This is a genomic window from Acinetobacter sp. X9, from assembly GCF_054889255.1.
This window is the reverse complement of record NZ_CM142679.1, coordinates 1,334,497-1,356,170: the sequence shown is the minus strand read 5'-3', so window position 1 is coordinate 1,356,170 and position 21,674 is coordinate 1,334,497. Positions and strand designations below refer to the sequence as shown.

Genomic DNA, 21,674 nt, shown 5'->3' with positions numbered 1-21,674 from the left:
AACCACCTCGTCTTATCACTTATCTATATTTCATTTTTAAATAAGCAATTTCAGTGCCACTTATATATCTGTAATACTTGCACGGCATCATTGTTATAACTTTCTTCTAAATCTTATCATCGTTTGCCCAATGGGCTATAAACTGAATCTGACAAACTTGCTAAATCTGTAAAGATTTTTTATTGTGTTGACACCAAAGCAATTGGATATAGATGTATTACGCTTATGTCTGTAATAGAAAAAGAAACTTCGAATAGTTTATATCGCCAATGGCAGATCTTGTCTCGCCTACCGACCGGCAAATGGATCGGGACTCGAGAATTGCAAGAAATGCTTGAGCGTGAAGGTATTGATATTAGTTTAAGGACTATTCAGCGTGACTTAAATCAAATTGCTCAGCGTTTTCCGATAGAGAGCAATAAAGCCGTACCTCAAGGCTGGCGGTGGCAATCCGATGCACCTATTCAAAGCTTACCTCACATGACAAGTTCTCAAGCGGTAACCTTTATGATGGTTGAGGAGCACCTTAAGCACCTCCTTCCTCCGAGCCTGCTTGATGAGATGGGACCATGGTTCGATTTGGCCAAACGTAGTCTCTCTACTCAAAATAATGTGAGACAGTGGATTAACCGTGTACGTATTGTTCCGGCAAGTCAACCTCTTATTCCACCTGTAGTGGATCGTGCTGCTCAGCAGGCAATTTATGAAGGTCTACTACAAGACAAACAGATTGAGTGTGTTTATCGGGCACGGGTCAATCAGGGTGAAGACAGAACTTATGTTTTAAATCCTTTGGCTTTGGTACAAAAAGGTGCAGTCATTTATTTAATTTGCACAAGACATGACAAAACTGAAGTGCAAACATTTGCTCTGCACCGTTTTAAATCAGCAAAAGTATTAGACAGCCGAGCACTGCATCCAGTTAATTTTGATATTGATCATTATATTGATTCAGGGGCTTTAGGCTTTAGAGTGGACTACAACCAGCCAACTGAATCAATTCAGCTCACCCTAACTATGACAGAGCAAACTGCGAAAACCTTTTATGAAAGTCAGTTAAGTAAAGACCAAACAATTACTCCGCTTGAAGAAAATATTGTAGAAGTTTCAGCAACCGTACCTTTTACATCTCAACTAGTATGGTGGCTACGTAGTTTTGGCAAGAAATTACTGCATATTGAGCCAGTTCAAGTACACAACGCTGTACGTGAAATTGAAACTGATAGTAAGTAGATATAAAAAAGAGAACCATACGGTTCTCTTTAGATTTTGAATTATAATTTTCTTAATTTTATATTGTTCTTATTTTTTTACTTGTTTTCAGATCAATGTGTTCTCCCCCACCAAAACTGATCTGCTCTTTCTTTTGCGCTATTTTGAACATGAGCATTGGCATGCCATTTCATATCCATTGTAGCGAATTGATTTCATTGTCATGGTTAAAGCCCTCTTGTTTGAACGTGAATTCAATATAACGGGTGGCTTAAAATATGTGAAATAAGAAAAAAAGGAAGCGAAATCTCTTTTCTTCCTTAGGAAGTTTCCATATATTTTTGAACAGAAAATAAAAAAGCCCAGTCTTAACTGGGCTTTTTGTACATTTAAATGATTAGGCTGTTTTCTTAATCATATTATTCTTACGAATTGTAATCATTACGAGTTGAACTGCAGCTGGTGTAACACCAGGAATACGACTTGCTTGAGCTAAAGTTTCTGGAAGAACAGTTTTTAACTTCTGTGTAATTTCACGTGACAATCCAGACACTACATCATAGTCAAAATCGGCAGGAATTTTAGTTTCTTCAAGACGCTTTAATTGAGCAACATCTTCATGCTGACGGTTAATGTAACCTTCATATTTCACAGCAATTTCAATTTGCTCCCCCACTTGTTCTGAAACCTCAGAACCAGTAAGTTCAGCAATTTGACCGAAGGTGATATTAGGGCGCTTAAGCAAATCAATCGCACTACATTCCTTACTCAAATCAGCACCCGTCATTTCAACGAATTTTTTACCCATAGGGTTATTTGGTGCTGCCCATAAATGTTGTAAACGAGAGGTTTCACGCTCAACCGCTTCCATTTTCTCGCAATAAGCAGCCCAACGAACATCATCAACCAAACCAAGTTCACGACCAATAGAAGTCAAGCGCTGATCCGCATTATCTTCACGTAACATCAAACGATATTCAGCACGTGAGGTAAACATACGGTACGGTTCTTTAGTACCTAACGTAATGAGGTCATCAACCAACACACCCATGTAAGCTTGGTCACGTTTAGGCGTCCATTCTTCTTGCTCCCACGCACGACGCGCAGCATTTAAACCTGCAAGTAAACCTTGGGCACCAGCTTCTTCGTAACCTGTTGTACCATTAATTTGACCAGCAAAGTACAAGCCATTAATCGCTTTAGTTTCAAGTGTAAATTTCAAAGCTTGCGGGTTGAAATAGTCATATTCAATTGCATAGCCTGGACGTAAGATATGAGCATTTTCCATACCACGAATTGAGCGTACAAGTTCGAACTGAACATCAAATGGTAAAGAAGTCGAAATACCGTTTGGATAAAGCTCGTGTGTATCTAGACCTTCTGGCTCCAAGAATACTTGATGTGAGTCTTTATCAGCGAAACGATGAATCTTATCTTCAATTGATGGACAGTAACGCGGACCTACACCTTCAATAACACCAGTGTACATTGGTGAGCGATCTAAACCACCACGAATGATATCGTGGGTTTTTTCATTTGTATGAGTGATATAACAGTTTACTTGCTCAGGGTGCATAGAAGCATCACCCATGAATGACATCACTGGAGATGGGAAATCACCCGGCTGCGGAATCATGACTGAAAAATCAACTGAACGTGCATCAATACGTGGCGGAGTACCAGTTTTTAAACGTCCCACTGGTAATTTTAACTCACGTAAACGTTGAGCAAGTGCAATAGAAGGAGGATCCCCCGCACGACCACCGCTTGATTTTTCTAAACCAACGTGGATTACACCACCCAAGAATGTACCTGTAGTCAACACAACAGTTTTAGCATCAAAGCGAATACCCATTTGGGTAACAACACCTTTAACGGTATCGCCTTCAACAATCAGGTCATCAGCTGCTTGCTGGAAAATGTCAAGATTTGCTTGATTTTCCAAAGTATCACGAATGGCAGCTTTGTAACGAACACGGTCAGCTTGAGCACGTGTTGCACGCACAGCTGCACCTTTACGCGAATTTAAAATACGGAACTGAATACCACCTTTATCGGCAGCCAGAGCCATTGCACCGCCAAGTGCATCAATTTCACGGACTAGGTGAGACTTACCAATACCACCAATTGCTGGGTTACAACTCATTTGGCCCAAAGTCTCAATGTTATGGGTCAAAAGCAAAGTCTGTCGTCCCATACGCGCAGCAGCAAGGGCCGCTTCCGTACCTGCGTGACCGCCACCGATAACGATAACATCATAAACTTTAGGATAGTGCATGAGTACAAAAACACCAGAAAAAAAAGACGGAACATTATAGCAAAATTATCTGCTTATTGATGTACATAATTACAAAATTGTCTTCACATAATTTACGCTATGCCACATGATTTGACATTTTGTTTCATGAATTCAATACAAAGTGAATGTTTTTAAAATTAATTCATCTTAGAATAAAAAATGTACAGCACTTCTATGACTTTAAAATTAACGCAACGAGAAGGAATACAAAATGAAAACGACCATGTTAAAAATCTTAACTGCATCTCTAATTTGTTTTTCAGGCGTAACTTTTACCCATGCTGCTGACACGAGCAAAGCTGAAATGCAAAAACAAATTCGAGTCTGTGCAAAAAAACAGCAAGGTGAATGGGTTTCATACAATCACAACGGTGTAACCTTTAACGGTACTTGCCAACCAAACGAAAATGGCAAGTTACAATTTAAGGCCCCTGCTCCTTAATCTGTTTTGACATAGGTATAGAAGAAGTCATTTATTTTCCGCTATATCTCATCAGTATTTTCAAAGACGGTCCATTAAAGATGGGCCGCTTTCTTTTTTAAAATGGTCTAGTCCGCTACAATACGCCTTTAAATAAAATTTTTAGGTCCTTTTCGTGAAGTGGTTACAAATACACATTACCGTTGATCAAGAACAAGTTGAGTTCACAGAAACACTTTTAATGTCTCTAGGTGCGGTAAGCGTAACGCTGGATGATGCTGAAGATCAGGCTTTACTTGAACCATTACCGGGTGAAACACCTTTATGGAATAAAGTTATTGTGACAGGCATCTATCAACAAGACGAACAAGACCCAATTGATGTCGACACTTTAGAAGCTTTCTTAAAAGCTCAACTTCCAGATGTTCCTATGCGTCATGAAGAACTTGAAGATCAAGTGTGGGAACGCGCATGGATGGATTACTATGAGCCAATTCAGATTGGGGAAAAGTTCTGGATCGTGCCTGAATGGCTAGAGCCACCAGAAGCGGACGCAACTAACATTAAGTTAGACCCGGGTCTTGCATTTGGTACAGGTAATCACGCAAGTACTTTCCTATGCTTACAATGGCTGGGTAAAACTGACGTTAAAGATAAAATCGTGATTGATTATGGCTGTGGTTCAGGCATTTTAGGCGTAGCCGCTTTGTTACTAGGCGCTAAAAAAGTATATGCCACAGATATTGACCCGCAAGCTGTTTTAGCAACGAAACAAAATGCAGAGCTTAATGGTGTATTAGATCGACTATATGTAGGTCTTCCTGAAGAGTTTGATCAAGAATTCAAACCTAAACAAGCCGATGTTTTAGTTGCAAATATTTTAGCAGGACCTTTAATGATGCTTGCGCCTGAATTTGCAAATTTAATCAAATCTGAGGGCGAGTTCGCACTTGCTGGTGTGATTGAAGAGCAAGTTGCTGATGTTTCACGTGTTTATTCTGAATTTTTTGATATATTAGATGTCGAAAAGCGCGAAGAAAACTGGTGTCGCATTTCAGGAAAACGTAAAACAATAAATTGAGATTTTTAACTCATGAATGAAAAACAAACCCGCTGCCCTAAGTGTTTAACAGTTTATAAAGTATCTCTTACTCAATTGACTGTCGCTCAGGGTATGGTTTGTTGCCCTAAATGTAATTCAAGCTTTAATGCCTTAACCCATCTAATCAATATTGAACAGCCAGTTATGGTCAACTCAACGACGTTAGCTAATGGTTCAATGCAGACAAGATATATGACGCATTCTCACGTATTAGATATCTTTGACCAAAAAGTAGAAAACTCTAATATTGATCTTTTAACTTACCTCAACAACTTAAATTACTTTCACAACGAACCTATTAATGCTCTACCAAACCTTAATTTAGCTGAGCAGGCATCACCACAAGAACAAGACAACAATAAAAAGCATAGTTGGCTTTACTATACGCTCTGGAGCTCTGCCAACCTTATTTTAATTTTAGTCTTTACTTTTCAAATCCTCTGGTTTAACCCTAAGCTCATGCATGCAAGCCCAACCGTTAGCCATGCATTTAATTACGTTTGCCAAATACTACACTGCAACAAATCAGCAGAACTTTATCAACTTATCTATATAGAAAAGTTAAAAGTCCGCAAAATTGATGCAAACCATACCCAGTTCTCAGGCATATTGCTCAACCAGAATGATAAAAGTATTGAGCTTCCTAACCTAAAGTTGATTTTTGCAACAGAGCCAGACAAAACAGAGGAAATCATATTAACTCCTCAACAATATCTAGTTGAAAACTTAAGGGGTATTCAACGTATTCCATCAAATACCCCTTTCCGATTCGAATTTGAGCTAAACAAAAGCAAAAAAAGGCTAGTAAATTATCGATTAGAAATTGTCCACCCCTAAAATGTAAAAAAAGTGAAAAAAAAATAAAAAAAAATGCAGTTAATTTGCTCACTTTTTCCTAGACAATGGTATGATACGCGCCACGAAAGCTTTGACTCATATACTCCTCGCTCTCAATCCAAAAAAAATACTGTTAAGCATGTGTGCTTTTCTACTTTAAGCACATAGCCTAACTTTTTTTGTTTTTGAGGGGGCTGTAACAAATATTTAATTATTGTTACGCTTATTTTTTATTCAATACGAAGAAATATGGCAAGCTAATTGTTCTTATGTTTTAGAGTCACTGTTTTAGGATCTAAAACAGGACTCCGTATTTTTAGACCACATTTATATACTACTTTACCCAAGCTAGTATTTGATTTTCGGATTAACTCGCATGAATAGCAAATCTCCTATTTTTACTGCACAATCTGATGTTGCTCTTCGCATCCACGTGGATCGCGCAGTTCGCCATTATTTTGCACAATTGCAAGGTGAGCAACCATCTCAGGTATATGACATGGTGCTAGCAGAAATGGAGAAACCTCTTTTATCTGTAGTTCTTGAATATACACGTGGTAATCAAACGCGTGCTGCAGAAATTCTTGGACTCAACCGTGGCACTTTACGTAAAAAGTTAAAAGCTCACGGTTTAATGAGTGAATAAATGATAAAATGCTCACGACGTCGTGGGCATTTTTTTATGCTTATTGGTTTTAATCCGTAGACTTGAAATTGTTGAATTAAACATCATGACTATTAAACGTGCTTTGATTTCTGTATCTGATAAGACAGGAATTGTCGAATTTGCTCAAAACCTTGCAGCTCTAGGGGTAGAACTATTATCTACAGGCGGCACATATAAGTTGCTTAAAGATAATAATATCGCGGTTGTAGAAGTATCTGAACATACTGGCTTCCCTGAAATGATGGATGGTCGTGTTAAGACATTACATCCAAAAATTCATGGCGGTATTCTTGCTCGTCGCGGTTTAGACGAAGCAGTTATGGAAGAACACAACATCGATCCGATTGATCTTGTTGTTGTAAACCTTTATCCATTTGCTGCAACTGTTGCAAAACCTGACTGTACTCTTCCTGATGCAATCGAAAATATCGACATCGGTGGTCCTACAATGGTTCGTGCAGCTGCTAAAAACCATGCTTCAGTAGGTATTGTAGTTAATGCTTCTGATTACGACACTGTAATTAATGAATTAAAAACTGCTGGTTCACTTTCTTATGAAACACGTTTTGATTTAGCAGTTAAAGCATTTGAACATACAGCTCAATACGATGGCATGATCGCTTCTTACTTAGGCGCTCGCGTTGGTAAGATCGAAGGTGAAGCTGACTTATTCCCTCGTACATTCAATACTCAATTGAACAAAGCACAAGATTTACGTTACGGTGAAAACCCACATCAATCAGCTGCTTTCTATGTCGAAGCTAATGCAAAAGAAGCATCAGTCTCTACTGCAAAACAGTTACAAGGCAAAGAATTGTCTTATAACAACATTGCAGATACAGATGCTGCACTTGAATGTGTTAAATCATTCGCAAAACCTGCTTGTGTCATCGTGAAACATGCTAACCCTTGTGGTGTTGCGGTTTCTTTAGACGGCATTAAAGCTGCTTATGATTTAGCTTATGCAACTGATCCAGAATCTGCTTTTGGCGGTATTATTGCATTCAACCGTGAATTAGACATTGCAACTGCTCAAGCAATTGTAGAGCGTCAATTCGTTGAAGTGATTATTGCTCCAAGTATTGCTGATGGCGTACTTGAAGTAACTGGCGCTAAGAAAAATGTACGTGTTTTAGTATGTGGCGAGTTACCTGCTATTGATGCACGTGCACCGCAACTTGACTATAAACGCGTAAATGGTGGCTTACTTGTTCAAGATCAAGACTTGGGCATGATCACTAAAGATGATCTTAAAGTAGTTACTAAACGTGCGCCAACTGAACAAGAAATTGATGATCTTATCTTTGCTTGGAAAGTTGCAAAATATGTAAAATCAAACGCAATTGTTTATGCTAAAAACCGCCAAACTATTGGTGTAGGTGCAGGTCAAATGAGTCGCGTTAACTCAGCGCGTATTGCTGCCATTAAAGCTGAACATGCTGGTTTGGTTGTTGAAGGTGCTGTAATGGCTTCCGATGCATTCTTCCCGTTCCGTGACGGTATTGATAATGCTGCTAAAGCTGGCATCAAATGCATCATTCAACCAGGTGGTTCTATGCGTGATGAAGAAGTAATCGCTGCAGCAGACGAAGCTGGTATTGCAATGGTGTTCACTGGTATGCGCCATTTCCGCCACTAATTTAAATTTAGTCCTCCCTAATAACCCTCCTTTTATTCAGGAGGGTTTTCCACAATAATGGAGCTAAACTCCACCTTGAGGAATAGAGGGGGATGAAAAGGATTAAAGTTAAGGAACAAATTAAAAATGAATATTTTAGTTTTAGGTAGTGGTGGTCGTGAACATGCTTTGGCATGGAAAATCGCGCAAGATACCAAAGTTACTCAAGTTTTCGTTGCACCGGGAAATGCGGGAACTGCAACTGAAGACAAATGCGTTAATGTTCAGCTTGATATTTTAGACAACCCTGCAATTATCGCTTTTGCTAAAGAAAATAATGTTGAACTTATTATTGTTGGTCCAGAAGCACCTTTAGTGAATGGTGTGGTAGATGCTGCTCGCGAAGCAGGTCTAAAAATTTGGGGACCAACTCAATATGCTGCGCAGCTTGAAGGCTCGAAGGCATTTGCTAAACATTTTTTAAAGCGCCATAACATTCCAACTGCTTTTTACGAAGTATTTACGGAAGTTGATGCAGCTAAAGCTTATGTTGAAAAAAATGGTGCACCAATTGTAATTAAGGCAGACGGTCTTGCTGCTGGTAAAGGTGTAATCGTTGCAATGACCAACGAAGAAGCTTTTGCAGCAATTGATGACATGCTTGCAGGCAACAAATTCGGTGATGCTGGTTCACGTGTTGTAATTGAACAGTTCCTTGCAGGTGAAGAAGCTTCTTTCATTTGTATGATTGATGGTAAAAACATTTTACCAATGGCAACTTCACAAGATCACAAGCGTATTTTTGAAGGTGACCAAGGTCCTAATACTGGCGGTATGGGTGCTTACTCTCCTGCTCCGGTGGTAACTACTGAAATTTTCGAACGTGTTATGACTGAAATCATGCGTCCGACTGTTGAAGGTATGGCTGCTGACGGACATGTCTACACTGGTTTCTTATATGCTGGCTTAATGATTGATGAACAAGGTCAACCGCGTGTGATCGAGTTCAACTGTCGTTTCGGTGATCCTGAAACTCAGCCAATCATGATGCGCTTAAAGTCATCTCTTGTTGAATTGGTAGAAGCTGGTATTGCTGGCAATTTACCAAAAGAAGCTGAATGGGATGAACGTAAGTCAATCGGTATCGTACTTGCAGCCGAAGGCTATCCTGATAGCGTACGCAAAGGCGATGTAATTTCAGGTATTGGACAATCACCTGAAGATACTAAAATTTTCCACGCAGGCACTGCAACTCGTGAAGATGGTCACATCGTAACTTCTGGTGGTCGAGTTCTTTGTGTAACTGCGCTAGGCGACAGCGTGCTTGAAGCACAAATTAATGCACTTGAAGTATGCGGACAAGTCACCTTTACAGGTATGCAATATCGTAGTGACATTGGCTATCGCGCAATTGCTCGTGAAAAAGCTGAATAAAAGTTAATAAAAAAAGCTTCCTACTTAGGAAGCTTTTTTTTATTTTGTACCCCAGCATAAGAAAATAATATAAATTTTTTATAAGATTTATTAAGATATCAACAAATAGAAAAAAGCCCTCTATATCAACTACATTTTTATTGCTATCATTAGTACATAGTTGTAACTGTCATCAGACACTGCTGTTTTAATAATTTCCATAAAGACTTGCTCTACAAATTATGCCTGTAGAGAGTTTTTTAATATTCTAAATTTATGAATGCTCGTTTGGCTACTGTTGGGGATGAACTGTTTGGGGAAACAGTTTTTGTTTATTAAACAATTACCCTCTGTTATAGCCAAAATGCAAGCAAATTATGGAACCCCAGAAAAAGATCACAGAGTTTAGACTAGTTGTAATTCCAACTCCTCTCTTTTCATATTGATATAGATCAATCGTTATTGTTCTATATCTTAATCAGGACTTTTTTAAATGAAAAAGCTGATCAGCCTTTTTTTAAGCATGTCAGTAGTATTATTGACAGCATGTAGCAAACAAGAAAATGCTCAACAAGCCGAACAAAACAATGATAGTACCAAAGTACAAAATGTAGTAATTGCCTCTACAGGTTCGGATGCTGACATTTGGCGTTATATCGCATCTTTACCTGAAACCCAAGCTGCTGGACTGAAGTTAGAAGTAAAAAACTTCTCAGACTCCGTTTCAATGAATACAGCAATTGCAAATAAAGAAGTAGATTTGAACGCATTCCAAGCTTATTCTTATCTTACTGCATTTAATAATTCAAACCCGGATAAGATTGCAGCGGTTTCTACCACTTATATTGAGCCAATGGGGATTTATTCAAGTAAATACAAAAAAATTGAAGAACTTCCTGAAGGTGCAATTATTTCAATCCCGGATGATGCTGCCAGCGAATCTCGTGCGCTACTCTTGTTACAAACTGCTGGCTTAATCAAGCTTAAAGCTGACTTTAATCCTATTCAGGGCAGTCCAATTGATGTTATCGAAAATCCCAAAAAGATCAACATCAAACCAATCAAAATGGAAACTGCATTACGTCTTAAAAATGAATTTGATGCAGTTGTATTAAATAATACCATAGCACTCGAGGGAGGTTTAAACGTACTCAAAGATTCTATGTTCTATGAACCTATTGATCAAATCTCAAAAATTAGTGTAAACGTTCTAGCAACTACTGAATCACGTAAAAATGATCCTGTCTTGCAAAAAGTTGGTAAGCTTTACCACAATGCAGCTGTTAAAAAATACGTTGAAGAACACTTTGGTGGAACAAAAGTTGACGTAGACAAACCAATCAGCTATCTCTCAGAAGCTAAATAGTAATATAATAGCTGCAACGCGAAACAGGCAAAAACTCTTTGCCTGTTTTTTCTTTTCAGCATAGTTTTTGACGACATGATTCAATTTAAAAACATTTCAAAGCACTATCAGCTTAAAGGCCAAACCATACGAGCTCTGGACCAAATTAATTTGGAAATTCCTGAAGGGAGTATTTTTGGTATTATTGGCTATAGTGGTGCAGGTAAAAGTACTTTAATCCGCCTGATTAACTTACTTGAACGACCAAATGAAGGTCAGGTTATCATTAATCAAAAGGACTTCACTGCTTTGGATGCGCGTTCATTACGTCAGGAACGTGCAAATATTGGTATGATTTTTCAGCACTTCAATTTGCTACAAACCAAAACGGTTGCTGAAAATATCGAAATGCCAATGCGTCTGCTGAATTACAATAAAGCAGAACGTGAAAAGCGCTTAATTGAGTTATTGGAGTTCATTGATCTTAAGCATAAAAAAGATGCTTATCCTGATGAACTTTCTGGCGGCCAAAAGCAACGTGTCGGTATTGCTCGTGCTTTGGCAAATCATCCAAAAATTCTTTTGTGTGATGAAGCAACCTCTGCCCTAGACCCGCAAACAACCAAGTCTGTTTTAGAGTTACTCAAGAAAATCAATCAAGAGCAAAAAATCACAATCGTTATGGTGACCCATGAAATGGATGTCATTGAAACTGTTTGTGATCATGTAGCTGTGATGGAAGCTGGTAAAGTGATTGAGCAAGGCTCAACGATTGACATCTTTAGTAATCCTCAACATCCGACGACTAAAAACTTTATTCAAACTGTGTTACATCAACAGTTGCCTGTGAATATTTTAAATCAACTCGAAAATCAGCATCACCATAGCATCTACTGTTTACAGTTTTTGGGCCGTTCTGCTCAAGAACCTGTAATTCAGTCACTGATTAAACAATTTGATATTAGTTTAAATATCTTATTCGCCAACATGACTGAAATTAACGGTACTGTCATTGGTCAAATGTTTGTGCAACTTTTAGGTGAGCCACAGTTGATTAAACAGGCTATCGAGTTTTTAGAGAAAAATGAAGTGAGTGTAGTTCAATCAGGAGATCAAGTATGAGAGATTTAATCGTACAGTGGTTAACTGAACTAACTCAACCTTTCTGGCACAGTTCGCTTTCAATTGACCAGTTTGTAACAGCTCTACAAGAAACATTTCACATGGTGTTTTTTGCGCTTTTATTTGGTGGTATTTGGGGTTTCATTCAAGGGGTTATCCTGCTTGTAACTCGCCCAGAAGGCATTCTACCAAATAAATTTATTTACCATTTGCTCAATCCAATTGTAAATGCGCTACGCTCTCTCCCATTTATTATTTTACTTATTGCAGTTATTCCTCTTACCAAGCTATTGGTAGGCACTTCAATTGGTACTTGGGCAGCGATCGTTCCTTTAACGATTTACGTTGGTCCATATATGGGACGTCTGATTGAAACTTCATTACTTGAAGTAAATGAAGGAATTATTGAATCTGCTCAGGCTATGGGTGCTACACCTTGGCAAATTATCTATCGCTTTATTTTGCCAGAAGCACGCAGTTCGCTCATCTTAAACTTGACCACAGCAACAATTAGCCTAATTGGTGCAACAGCAATGGCTGGTGCAGTTGGCGCAGGTGGTATTGGTGATTTAGCGATTTCTTATGGTTACCAACGTTTTGATACAAGCGTTGTGATTTTAACAGTGATTATCCTATTGCTCTTAGTACAGATTGTACAGACGCTAGGTAACTGGCTCTCTAAGATCCGTTAAATTATTTATATAAAAAGCTCCCAAAATGGGGGCTTTTTTGTTTCATATAAGTCATTCTCATAAAAAGGTTGAGTGAGTGGATTAATACCATTTTCTGTTATTATCAAAAACAGTGATTACTTACTCTTTGGATTTGGTTTTAGGATAAAACAATGCGTTATAGAATTCATTTTATTGATGTACAAAATGCCCTCCAAAACTATATCTGGATTTTAGAAGACACGGAAACCCAAGAGGCTGTTGCAGTTGATCCAACAGAAGCTGATCTTGTGACTCAATTTTGTCAAAATCATCAACTCACTTTAAAACAAATCTGGCTCACTCATTGGCATAAAGACCATATCGGTGGTGTTGCGGATTTATCGGCTGCCCAAAATATTACTGTCTATGGTCCACGTGATGAGCTCACAAAGATTCCGGGAATTACTCACCCCTTACAGCACAATGACCATCTAAAGTTTAATGAATTAAAAGTAGAGATTATTGCGACCCCAGGTCACACCTTAGGGCACATTGTGTATTTTATTGAAGAGTTAGAAGCTGTATTCTGCGGTGACACTTTGTTTGCAATGGGATGTGGTCGATTATTTGAAGGTACGGCTGAACAAATGTATCACTCACTGAGCCGTCTAGCAGCATTACCAACACAAACCAAAGTTTATTGTACGCATGAATACACCCTTTCAAATGCCGAATTTGCCTTAACAGTAGAGCCACATAACCACGCCTTATCTGAACGAGTTGAAGAAGTCCGTGAGCTACGTAATAAAGGATCAATCACTCTACCAAGTACCATTGAACTCGAATTAGCAACCAATCCTTTTCTTCGTGCAGAAAGCGCTGAAGACTTTGCTCACCTACGGTCACTTAAAGATAATTTTTAAAATTAAGCTTCTTATACAAAGATACAGTTTCATTTAAAAAAACTGTATCTTTTTTGCATAGGGTTGTTGATCGTAATTATTTTTTACATTTACTTTATTTTAATTTCGTCCTTATTTAAAAAATATTATTCATTCCATATTTTCTAAACAATGCTCAAACAAACAACACCTTAACTAAAAAATTCTTATTTTTTAGCTACATAACACCCTCATATTTTTATAAAATTAAAAATATTTCTTTCTCTATTTTACTTTTTTTACAAGTTGCAAAATAAAACAAAGTTTTCCCCCTTTAAAAAATCTAATTAAAACCCTATTAATAAATGAGATGTAATGCCACGGATAGAAGGAGTTCTCACGTGAAAAAAGTTGTTAAAGCTAAAAATTTAATTGCGTTTCGTATTTGGTTAGAAAAGTTAGGGTATTCAGTTAAAAATCTTGCTGATGGAAAAGGTTTTACTTTTAGTTTTAAAAAAGAATATGGTTTAGTGACCTGTGATTTAGCAGGCAATTCATTAGCGATGCAATTAGGTGAAGAGTTTGAGGATCACTTAAAAGCATAATTTTTTACGACTCGATTTTAATTACAGTATTGTCTTTTTTGAAAGATAAGTAATATTGCAAAACTTTAGATTGGTTTAATTAAAATATATTGTTCGATATTAAACAAAAAATCTGTAGCAGGGCTACTCTCCCAAATTGCCCTCAGCTACAGATTTTTTATAAGATTATTCTGCTTTAGGGTTCTTTAAAGCTTTGTCTAAAAGATCTTTATCTAAAGCTTTATCCCATCGTGCTACAACAATTGTTGCGCAAGCATTACCAACCAAATTTGTTAATGCACGACACTCAGACATAAAACGGTCAATACCAAGAATTAAGGCCATACCTGCTACAGGAACAGCGGGTACAACCGATAAAGTGGCAGCCAGAGTAATAAAGCCTGCACCTGTCACCCCTGCTGCACCTTTTGAACTTACCATTGCAACAAGAAGCAACGCAATTTGCTCAGTAATTGATAAGTCTACATTACATGCTTGTGCAATAAACAAAGCCGCCATAGTCATGTAAATATTTGTACCATCAAGGTTAAATGAATAACCTGTTGGAATAACCAAACCTACCACCGATTTTTCACAACCAGCTTTTTGCATTTTATCCATTAAAGATGGTAAAGCTGCTTCAGAAGAACTGGTCCCTAAAACTAACCAAAGTTCATCTTTGATATAGCGAATTAAGTGAATAATTGAGAAGCCGTTATAACGAGCTACCGCCCCTAAGATCACTATGACAAATAACACCGCCGTAATATAGAACGTCATAATTAACAGTAATAAATTACCAATCGATTCGATTCCATATGCACCAATAGTAAAAGCCATTGCACCAAAAGCACCAATTGGAGCAAGCTTCATTAACATACCAACAAGGTAGAAAACAGGCGCTGTTAAGTTGTTTAAGAAATCAGTAATTGGACGTGCACGGTCGCCCAATGCAGCTAACGAAATACCGAATAACACCGCTACAAATAGAACCTGCAAAATCTCGCCACCAGCCAGAGGGCTGACTAACGTTTGCGGGATAATATTCATAAAAAAGTCGGTAATATTTGTCGCATGCGCTTTTTCAACGTAAGTATTGACTTTATCGTTGACTAAAGTAGCTGGGTCAATATTGAGACCTTTACCCGGTTGAATAATATTTGCCACAACCATACCAACCACAAGCGCTAAGCTTGAGAAGGTAAGAAAATAAAGCATAGCTTTACCAGTTACACGGCCAACTCGGCTCATGTTTGTCATACTGGCAATGCCTGTAACAACAGTTAAAAAGATGACGGGAGCAATAATCATTTTAACGATCTTGATGAATGCATCACCAAGCGGTTTTAAACTTTCGCCAAGTTCTGGGTAAAAATGACCAATTAAAATGCCCAAAATAATTGCAAAGATGACCTGTACATACAAAATTTGGTGAAACTTCTGCTTTTTCTGTACCGTTTCTTGGTCAAGGGTATTGAAATCCATTATCTAAATACCTTTTCGATGGGGATAAAAAAATAAAATATAAAGCGCGCACCACAAGCCGCCTTATCAAGGAAAAGCCATTGTAAAGAATAAAAAACAGGCTGTGTTATAAATTTAAAAAATGTAAAATTCAATAATCATGTAATAAATCATATAAATATCATGCTCATCCGCCCCTTTTTTAAATTAAGAATCCAACAAAAATTATCCATAAGCTATTATTTAAATTAAATATTTTAATTAAAATTAGGCACAAAAACAGCTATAGATACTTAATTATGCCTTAGAGCACCATCATTTATTAAATAAATGATATTATAAAAAACATATAAATTATAAATTATGAGGATTTAATTTAAAAATAATAAGTAAAATTGATATATGATTTTATAATCAACATAAGATTTTAACTATTTAAAAAAACAGTTAGATTCACATGCTATTTTCTATTAAATAAAATCAGAATGTGCTTTAAATAACTGTGCTAATAAAGTATGAACATAGTCTAGGCTTAAAGCTCGATCAGTGAATAAAATTCGAAATAGCATAGGTGCAATAACAGCCTCGATAATTTCTTCATTATTTATAGTGGGTTCATTACGTGATTTAGCTCTTTCTTGAATAATATCGAGTTGCTGCATAATTAGAGTTTCACATTTTCGAGCATTTGAAGAATCAGTTGTATATAGTACATCCCGTAGTAATGTTTGCCCTACTTCAGAAGAATACTCCTCAAAATATTGTTCAATCCATGCAGTGATATCCAGCTGAAATGAACCTAAATCTTTTGGTTCCATATCAGGTTTAAGTTCATTTAGGGCTACATCTGAAAATAGCTGATTAATATCCCCCCAACGGCGGTAAATTGTTGAAGGTGTTACTCCTGCCTCATGAGCAATCATAGGTATGGTAATTTGGCTCTGTTCTAAGGTTTTTTGAAGCTCTTTTACCGCTTGATGCACCGCAGTTTGAATTCTTTCACTACGACCACCAGGACGTAAGCCAGTAACAACTCTTGCCATTTATAAACTCTGTAAAGGGATCAAAAAATTTATAAATATTTATATCTACATACAAAATACACTAAAGCTAAGGATTTGCTTTAGTGCAAAAATAATGTATAAAAGCTAAATATTCGCTTTTATGTTATTCATCTTATATGAACAATTCAAGTTCAAAACGGTCTGGATCAGCTTTTCAGTTAGATAGTGCAAGTGCATTGACACTTAATACAATCACGCTCATGACCTTTATGGCGGCGTCTAGTGCACCGACTCCACTTTATCGTCTATATCAACAGCTTTGGCAATTTTCACCTGTCACATTGACTTTAATTTTTGCAACTTATGCTTTTACTCTGCTGGGCTCATTACTGATTATTGGTTCTTTGTCTGACTATATTGGACGCCGTCCTGTCATTATTGCAGCCATTTTTCTGCAAATTATTTCGATGAGCTTTTTCTTATTTGCTTCAGATGTTTCGATGTTATTGATTGCACGGGGCTTACAAGGAATCGCAACAGGGCTTGCTGTCTCGGCTATAGGCGCAGCAATTTTAGATTTTAGTAAGCTTCAGGGTTCGCTTATTAATAGTATCGCACCAATGGTCGGCATGGCTGTTGGTATATTTCTAACTTGTTCTATTTTGCAATTCTCTGCCCAACCATTACAGCTTGTTTTTGAATTCTTGTGTCTTCTTCTTATTTGTGAACTCATTTTAAGTTTTTTTACTCCTGAAACAGCCCAAAAGAGATCGGGTGCTCTTGCCTCTTTAAAGCCCAATATGGCTATTCCTCCACAAACAAAAGGTGCTTTATTGAGTATTAGCCCTATTAATATTGCTCTTTGGATGGTCAGTGGTTTCTTCCTATCACTTATGCCCTCTTTACTGGCAAAAATTTTCCATACTTCATCTGCATGGCTAAACGGTATTATGTTTATGGCGCTAGCACTCTCAGGTGCAGTCGGTATATTAACGCTTAGGAAGTCGACAAATTACCGTATTTTATTAACAGGTACTCTTTCAATTGCTATTGGTTCAACTGTTTTATTTTTAGCAATTAATCTTACAAATGCAGTAGTTTTATTTCTTGGTTCTATTATTACGGGTGTGGGTTTTGGTACAGCTTTTATGGGTGCGATCCGCACTGTAATGCCCCTAGCTTTACCAGAAGAACGCGCAGGTCTTATGGCTGCATTTTTTGTTGAAAGTTATTTAGCATTTAGTATTCCTGCAATTTTAGCTGGATATTTTGTAGGGAAAGTTGGGCTGATGCATACAGCAAATAGTTATATTTGTTTTATTGTCTTACTTTCGCTTGTTGCCCTTTTCATGATTTTTAAAAATTTTAAAAATAAATAACCATATAAAAAGCCTCGAACTGAGGCTTTTTTTAACATTTACTGGTCACGCCAGCGTTTTAAAAAGCGTTTTACGTATTTTTTAAATGGCCAAGTAAACTGTTTTACAAAGCTATTTGGAATTTTATAGCCAACCGTACCATACACGCTCGCCAAGTGATTCGGCATATATACAGTTTTAAATAAGACATCATAGAGTGGAATAAACGCAGCGTAATTTTTATCAATCGCAGGTTTTTCTGAAGAATGATGCCAATGATGAAATTCCGGTGTTGCGATAAACCAACGCAAATATGGAAAACGAAAACGTACATTGGAATGAATGAAAATAGCGTGAAACGAAATAAAAACTAAATAAGCAAAAACTGCTGAAGTATGAAAACCCAACAGGAAAATAGGTAATGTCGCAATAAAGCGAGTCATGAGCACTTCAATGACATGTAAACGAGAAGATGCTAACCAATCCATATATTCAGTCGAATGATGAATCGCGTGAAAGCGCCATAAGAAATTAACTTCATGCATGGCACGATGTAACCAATACACCGTAAAGTCGACCACAATTAATAGTTCAATAAATTGCAACCAAATCGGCTGAGCTTGTACATAAGGCACAATTGGATTATCAGGTAGATGTGTAATCCAATATTGAATCGGCATGACGGTTAAAAAGCTAAATAATTGAATGCCAACATGGCTGACCATGAAATACTTCATATCGGTCACCCAGCCCACTCTTAATATTTTCTGTTCAGGATTTTTAGCAAAAAAACCTTCAAGCGGAATAAAAACAAATGCCAAAATAAATAGAGTTAGGACAAAATAATCGATACCTGCATAAAACGGTACACTTGGTAATGCGGGCGCTTCAATTACACCGCAACCTAAAACTGCTGCCACAAGTGAAAAACACAGTCCGTAAAAGCCATAACGATTTTGACGGACAATTGCACTAAATGCACCAAAACCAGCACTAATAATAATGCCCGTAATCAGTCCATAATAAAAAAAATGATAATGTTTTGCGTAAAGAGGACGGAGTTCTGGAGTCGTTAATACACTGGGAAATAAAAAACATAATGCACCAAACAGACAAAGTAAGCTGAGTGACATTGAAATAAAGGCGCTGATTTTCCCTAAACCTGCGTTAAGTTCTAAATTCTCAAATTTTGCTCTTAATTGATCTGTCATAATTCATATACAATTCTTATTGTGTATAACGCGAATGCTATCAAAATTTAATAATAAATTGGAAAGAACTTTAAGTTCTCAGATCAAAGCCATTAATCTGAAAATGAAATTTTAAATAGCTGTAAATTGTTCTTATAAAACTTCAAATATTTGACCGACAGACTGAATCAGCCATTTTCTGGCAATAATATCATCACTACGATTAAACCAGTTCAAGCTCACTTTAAAAGAATCCATGGCAAAAGGTAATTCAAACATTTGGACATTACCATGTGCTAGATAATGCCGAGCTGCTCGCGATGGTAAAGTTACCAACATATCTGAACTCTGCAAAACACCTTGTAAAACACTAAAATGTGGAACCTCTAAACGAATTCGTCGCTTCAAATCCATTGTTTTTAAATATTGCTCAACTTGGATATGCCCTGTCGATGACTTGATAGCAATATGATCTTCTTGCAAATATTGATCTAATGTCAGTTGCTGCTGTAGCCTTGGATGGTCAGCTCTTGCAATGCATACATATCTTTCTTCAAATAAAGTACGTGTTTCTATTTTAGGCATTATGGTCTGTGTACTATTAAATACGGCTAGATCTAAAAAGCCATCAATAAGCCACTGTTCGACCTTAGCTGACTGAATCTCTTCAATCTCAATTTGGATATAGGGCGCTGTTTTCTGTAAAAAGGCCATAAGACTAGGCAAGAGGCAAATCTCTCCTGCGTCAGAGAGACCAATTCGGAAAGTTTTATTTGAGTTTTCAGGATGAAACTCCTGTGCTTGAGCAATCGCGGACTCAATATTAAAAATTGCTTGATGAAAAATCGGATAAAGTTCATGTGCAACTTTTGTAGGTTCGACACCGCCTCGACTTCTGGTAAACAATTCGTCATTTAACTGACGGCGTAAACGGTTCAAATTATAGGTCACAGAAGGCTGGCTCAAATTCAATTTATCCGCAGCTTTACTAATATGCCGAGACTCATAAATACAGACAAAAACTTTAATCAAACCTAAATCCATGGTTCTGATCCTTTAAATACTCTAAACAAAGACTTTAACTTCTTTGCTTAGAGTTTAGTTCCTTTTACAACAATAAAAATGCTTAATTCTTATGGAGATATACTTGAATTTAGCATTACACGTTTGGTTCGATTGCAAATACTTATGGCAATAACACTTAAGGTTGCCAGCACACAAGGAATGGCTAGCGCGATAAAATTATATTCAATCGGTAAGTGCAAACTTAAAAGCCAGCCGCATAAAATCGGACCTAAAATCGCCCCAATACGGCCTACACCCAAAGCCATACCAATGCCAGTACTGCGAATTGGTGAAGGATAAAACTGAGCCATATAAGCGAGCAATAAAATTTGCCCGCCGATAGACGCTGCTCCTGCAATGGCAACACAAAGATATAAAATGACCATGGGTAAAGCATAGCTCAGCAAGTAAAGTGAAATTGCACCCGCTAAGAAGAGTGAACAAATGACCTTGCCTAGGTGAAAACGATCAGCAAAGTATCCTCCACCGATTGCGCCCAACATCCCACCTAAGTTTAGCGCTAATAAAAAGACCAGACTGGTTGATAAATCATATCCAGCCTCGACCATAAGTTTTGGTATCCAGTTACCGAGCGCATACACCATCAATAAAGCCATAAATACACTCAGCCAGAAAAACACAGTGACTAAAGCACGGTTCTCGGTAAAAAGAGCAACCAAAGGTCGAGCCGCAGTTTGTTGATTTTCTTGATGTAATACGATGTTTGTATGATCAGCTATGTTTTGTTCTGGCGCTAACTGTTTAAGTAAATCACGCACCTCATTCCATTTTTTTTGGCGAACCAGATAATCAATTGATTCGGGTAAAAATTTCCAAATAATCGGTAATGAAATGAGTGGAATACCCGCCAAAATAAACATGATTTGCCAACCAAATTTAGGAACCAACCACATTCCTAAAAGTGCTGAGCTCATGCCACCAATCGCATAGCCACTAAACATGAGCGATACCAGAGTTGATCGTAATTTCTTTGGGGCAAATTCGGTCATTATGGCAATGACATTTGGCATTACGCCGCCCAAACCTAAGCCTGCAATAAATCGATAAATGGCAAACTCTTTAGGACTGTTGGCAAAACCACATAACACCGTAAAACCACTAAAAATAAAGACACAAAGCATAATTAAACGCTTACGGCTAAAGCCATATGACTCTAATTTGTCAGCCAAACTACCGAAAATCATTGCACCAAACATCATGCCAAATAATGCAACACTGCCCAGCAATCCAGCAGTCATACTATCTAACTGCCAATGTTGCATGAGCTTAGGCAATGCCACACCATAAATGACTAAGTCATAGCCATCAAAAATAATAATGAGCGCACTCAGCAAGATCACCCGCCAATGTAATGGCGTTAATCTTGCGTCATCAATCAATTGATTTGCATTTAGTTTTTCCATAATTGCTTTCCTTAG

At 37.5% G+C, this 21,674-nt stretch carries 19 protein-coding genes; 13 read left to right on the top strand and 6 right to left on the bottom strand.

Annotated features, from left to right (window positions below):
* Positions 1-225 precede the first annotated feature (225 nt).
* Positions 226-1,233 carry a helix-turn-helix transcriptional regulator gene (locus tag ACYU0V_RS06440; RefSeq protein ID WP_017385459.1) on the top strand — a complete coding sequence of 336 codons (1,008 nt, stop codon included), beginning with the start codon at positions 226-228 and terminating at the stop codon, positions 1,231-1,233.
* 376 nt (positions 1,234-1,609) lie between these two features.
* On the opposite strand, the gene mnmG is transcribed toward ACYU0V_RS06440, so the two are convergent.
* A complete protein-coding gene (gene mnmG, locus ACYU0V_RS06435; protein ID WP_017385460.1) occupies positions 1,610-3,490 on the bottom strand; it encodes a tRNA uridine-5-carboxymethylaminomethyl(34) synthesis enzyme MnmG in 1,881 nt (626 codons plus the stop codon).
* A gap of 232 nt (positions 3,491-3,722) precedes the next feature.
* Here mnmG and ACYU0V_RS06430 point away from each other — a divergent pair, with 232 nt between their 5' ends.
* The 11 genes from ACYU0V_RS06430 (at position 3,723) to ACYU0V_RS06380 (ending at position 14,175) form a co-directional block, all read left to right on the top strand.
* On the top strand, positions 3,723-3,953 hold the full coding sequence (locus tag ACYU0V_RS06430) for a hypothetical protein (RefSeq protein WP_002119672.1): 231 nt from the start codon (positions 3,723-3,725) through the stop codon (positions 3,951-3,953).
* Between the two features lie 154 nt (positions 3,954-4,107).
* Positions 4,108-5,013, top strand: a complete 906-nt coding sequence (gene prmA / locus ACYU0V_RS06425) for a 50S ribosomal protein L11 methyltransferase (protein WP_002119634.1) — start codon at positions 4,108-4,110, stop codon at positions 5,011-5,013.
* Between the two features lie 12 nt (positions 5,014-5,025).
* The gene (locus ACYU0V_RS06420) at positions 5,026-5,871 is read left to right on the top strand and encodes a zinc-ribbon and DUF3426 domain-containing protein (protein WP_032035554.1); all 846 of its coding nucleotides are present in this window, start codon (positions 5,026-5,028) and stop codon (positions 5,869-5,871) included.
* A 376-nt stretch (positions 5,872-6,247) separates the two neighbouring features.
* Positions 6,248-6,517, top strand: a complete 270-nt coding sequence (gene fis, locus ACYU0V_RS06415; protein ID WP_001086304.1) for a DNA-binding transcriptional regulator Fis — start codon at positions 6,248-6,250, stop codon at positions 6,515-6,517.
* An 85-nt stretch (positions 6,518-6,602) separates the two neighbouring features.
* A complete protein-coding gene (purH, locus tag ACYU0V_RS06410; protein ID WP_311079285.1) occupies positions 6,603-8,177 on the top strand; it encodes a bifunctional phosphoribosylaminoimidazolecarboxamide formyltransferase/IMP cyclohydrolase in 1,575 nt (524 codons plus the stop codon).
* 126 nt (positions 8,178-8,303) lie between these two features.
* Positions 8,304-9,590, top strand: coding sequence for a phosphoribosylamine--glycine ligase (gene purD, locus ACYU0V_RS06405; RefSeq protein ID WP_461849458.1), 1,287 nt, complete (start codon positions 8,304-8,306; stop codon positions 9,588-9,590).
* A gap of 472 nt (positions 9,591-10,062) precedes the next feature.
* A complete protein-coding gene (locus ACYU0V_RS06400) occupies positions 10,063-10,935 on the top strand; it encodes a MetQ/NlpA family ABC transporter substrate-binding protein (protein ID WP_461849457.1) in 873 nt (290 codons plus the stop codon).
* Positions 10,936-11,010: 75 nt separating this feature from the next.
* On the top strand, positions 11,011-12,036 hold the full coding sequence (locus ACYU0V_RS06395; RefSeq protein ID WP_461849455.1) for a methionine ABC transporter ATP-binding protein: 1,026 nt from the start codon (positions 11,011-11,013) through the stop codon (positions 12,034-12,036).
* A complete protein-coding gene (locus ACYU0V_RS06390) occupies positions 12,033-12,728 on the top strand; it encodes a methionine ABC transporter permease (protein ID WP_086265897.1) in 696 nt (231 codons plus the stop codon). The genes ACYU0V_RS06395 and ACYU0V_RS06390 overlap by 4 nt, the downstream gene beginning before the upstream one ends.
* 152 nt (positions 12,729-12,880) lie before the next feature.
* Positions 12,881-13,612, top strand: coding sequence for a hydroxyacylglutathione hydrolase (gene gloB, locus ACYU0V_RS06385; RefSeq protein WP_325792078.1), 732 nt, complete (start codon positions 12,881-12,883; stop codon positions 13,610-13,612).
* A 359-nt stretch (positions 13,613-13,971) separates the two neighbouring features.
* Positions 13,972-14,175 carry a hypothetical protein gene (locus ACYU0V_RS06380; protein ID WP_002119766.1) on the top strand — a complete coding sequence of 68 codons (204 nt, stop codon included), beginning with the start codon at positions 13,972-13,974 and terminating at the stop codon, positions 14,173-14,175.
* Positions 14,176-14,340: 165 nt separating this feature from the next.
* Here the strand turns inward: ACYU0V_RS06380 and ACYU0V_RS06375 are convergent, their stop codons facing one another.
* Together ACYU0V_RS06375 and ACYU0V_RS06370 are read right to left on the bottom strand one after the other, a co-directional pair.
* Entirely contained in the window at positions 14,341-15,639 is a 1,299-nt protein-coding gene (locus ACYU0V_RS06375) for a dicarboxylate/amino acid:cation symporter (protein WP_086265895.1), read from the bottom strand.
* 449 nt (positions 15,640-16,088) lie between these two features.
* On the bottom strand, positions 16,089-16,661 hold the full coding sequence (locus ACYU0V_RS06370) for a TetR/AcrR family transcriptional regulator C-terminal ligand-binding domain-containing protein (RefSeq protein ID WP_461849452.1): 573 nt from the start codon (positions 16,659-16,661) through the stop codon (positions 16,089-16,091).
* Positions 16,662-16,798: 137 nt separating this feature from the next.
* On the opposite strand from ACYU0V_RS06370, the gene ACYU0V_RS06365 reads away from it, so the two are divergent.
* A complete protein-coding gene (locus tag ACYU0V_RS06365; protein WP_461849451.1) occupies positions 16,799-18,001 on the top strand; it encodes an MFS transporter in 1,203 nt (400 codons plus the stop codon).
* Between the two features lie 38 nt (positions 18,002-18,039).
* Here the strand turns inward: ACYU0V_RS06365 and ACYU0V_RS06360 are convergent, their stop codons facing one another.
* The 3 genes from ACYU0V_RS06360 to ACYU0V_RS06350 all read right to left on the bottom strand — a co-directional run bounded on the left by ACYU0V_RS06360 (position 18,040) and on the right by ACYU0V_RS06350 (position 21,659).
* Complete coding sequence (locus tag ACYU0V_RS06360; RefSeq protein WP_461849450.1) at positions 18,040-19,191, bottom strand: sterol desaturase family protein; 1,152 nt, start codon at positions 19,189-19,191, stop codon at positions 18,040-18,042.
* Positions 19,192-19,323: 132 nt separating this feature from the next.
* Positions 19,324-20,214 (bottom strand): LysR family transcriptional regulator, encoded by an 891-nt coding sequence (locus ACYU0V_RS06355; protein ID WP_461849448.1) that lies wholly within the window; start codon positions 20,212-20,214, stop codon positions 19,324-19,326.
* Between the two features lie 89 nt (positions 20,215-20,303).
* On the bottom strand, positions 20,304-21,659 hold the full coding sequence (locus ACYU0V_RS06350; RefSeq protein ID WP_461849446.1) for an aromatic acid/H+ symport family MFS transporter: 1,356 nt from the start codon (positions 21,657-21,659) through the stop codon (positions 20,304-20,306).
* Between the last annotated feature and the right edge of the window lie 15 nt (positions 21,660-21,674).

Bases quoted from the DNA above. Each gene is read 5' to 3' on its own strand.
- ACYU0V_RS06440 (WP_017385459.1), top strand. From the start codon at position 226: ATGTCTGTAATAGAAAAAGAAACTTCGAATAGTTTATATCGCCAATGG.
- mnmG (WP_017385460.1), bottom strand. From the start codon at position 3,490: ATGCACTATCCTAAAGTTTATGATGTTATCGTTATCGGTGGCGGTCAC.
- ACYU0V_RS06430 (WP_002119672.1), top strand. From the start codon at position 3,723: ATGAAAACGACCATGTTAAAAATCTTAACTGCATCTCTAATTTGTTTT.
- ACYU0V_RS06420 (WP_032035554.1), top strand. From the start codon at position 5,026: ATGAATGAAAAACAAACCCGCTGCCCTAAGTGTTTAACAGTTTATAAA.
- fis (WP_001086304.1), top strand. From the start codon at position 6,248: ATGAATAGCAAATCTCCTATTTTTACTGCACAATCTGATGTTGCTCTT.
- purH (WP_311079285.1), top strand. From the start codon at position 6,603: ATGACTATTAAACGTGCTTTGATTTCTGTATCTGATAAGACAGGAATT.
- purD (WP_461849458.1), top strand. From the start codon at position 8,304: ATGAATATTTTAGTTTTAGGTAGTGGTGGTCGTGAACATGCTTTGGCA.
- ACYU0V_RS06400 (WP_461849457.1), top strand. From the start codon at position 10,063: ATGAAAAAGCTGATCAGCCTTTTTTTAAGCATGTCAGTAGTATTATTG.
- ACYU0V_RS06395 (WP_461849455.1), top strand. From the start codon at position 11,011: ATGATTCAATTTAAAAACATTTCAAAGCACTATCAGCTTAAAGGCCAA.
- ACYU0V_RS06390 (WP_086265897.1), top strand. From the start codon at position 12,033: ATGAGAGATTTAATCGTACAGTGGTTAACTGAACTAACTCAACCTTTC.
- gloB (WP_325792078.1), top strand. From the start codon at position 12,881: ATGCGTTATAGAATTCATTTTATTGATGTACAAAATGCCCTCCAAAAC.
- ACYU0V_RS06375 (WP_086265895.1), bottom strand. From the start codon at position 15,639: ATGGATTTCAATACCCTTGACCAAGAAACGGTACAGAAAAAGCAGAAG.
- ACYU0V_RS06370 (WP_461849452.1), bottom strand. From the start codon at position 16,661: ATGGCAAGAGTTGTTACTGGCTTACGTCCTGGTGGTCGTAGTGAAAGA.
- ACYU0V_RS06365 (WP_461849451.1), top strand. From the start codon at position 16,799: ATGAACAATTCAAGTTCAAAACGGTCTGGATCAGCTTTTCAGTTAGAT.
- ACYU0V_RS06360 (WP_461849450.1), bottom strand. From the start codon at position 19,191: ATGACAGATCAATTAAGAGCAAAATTTGAGAATTTAGAACTTAACGCA.
- ACYU0V_RS06355 (WP_461849448.1), bottom strand. From the start codon at position 20,214: ATGGATTTAGGTTTGATTAAAGTTTTTGTCTGTATTTATGAGTCTCGG.
- ACYU0V_RS06350 (WP_461849446.1), bottom strand. From the start codon at position 21,659: ATGGAAAAACTAAATGCAAATCAATTGATTGATGACGCAAGATTAACG.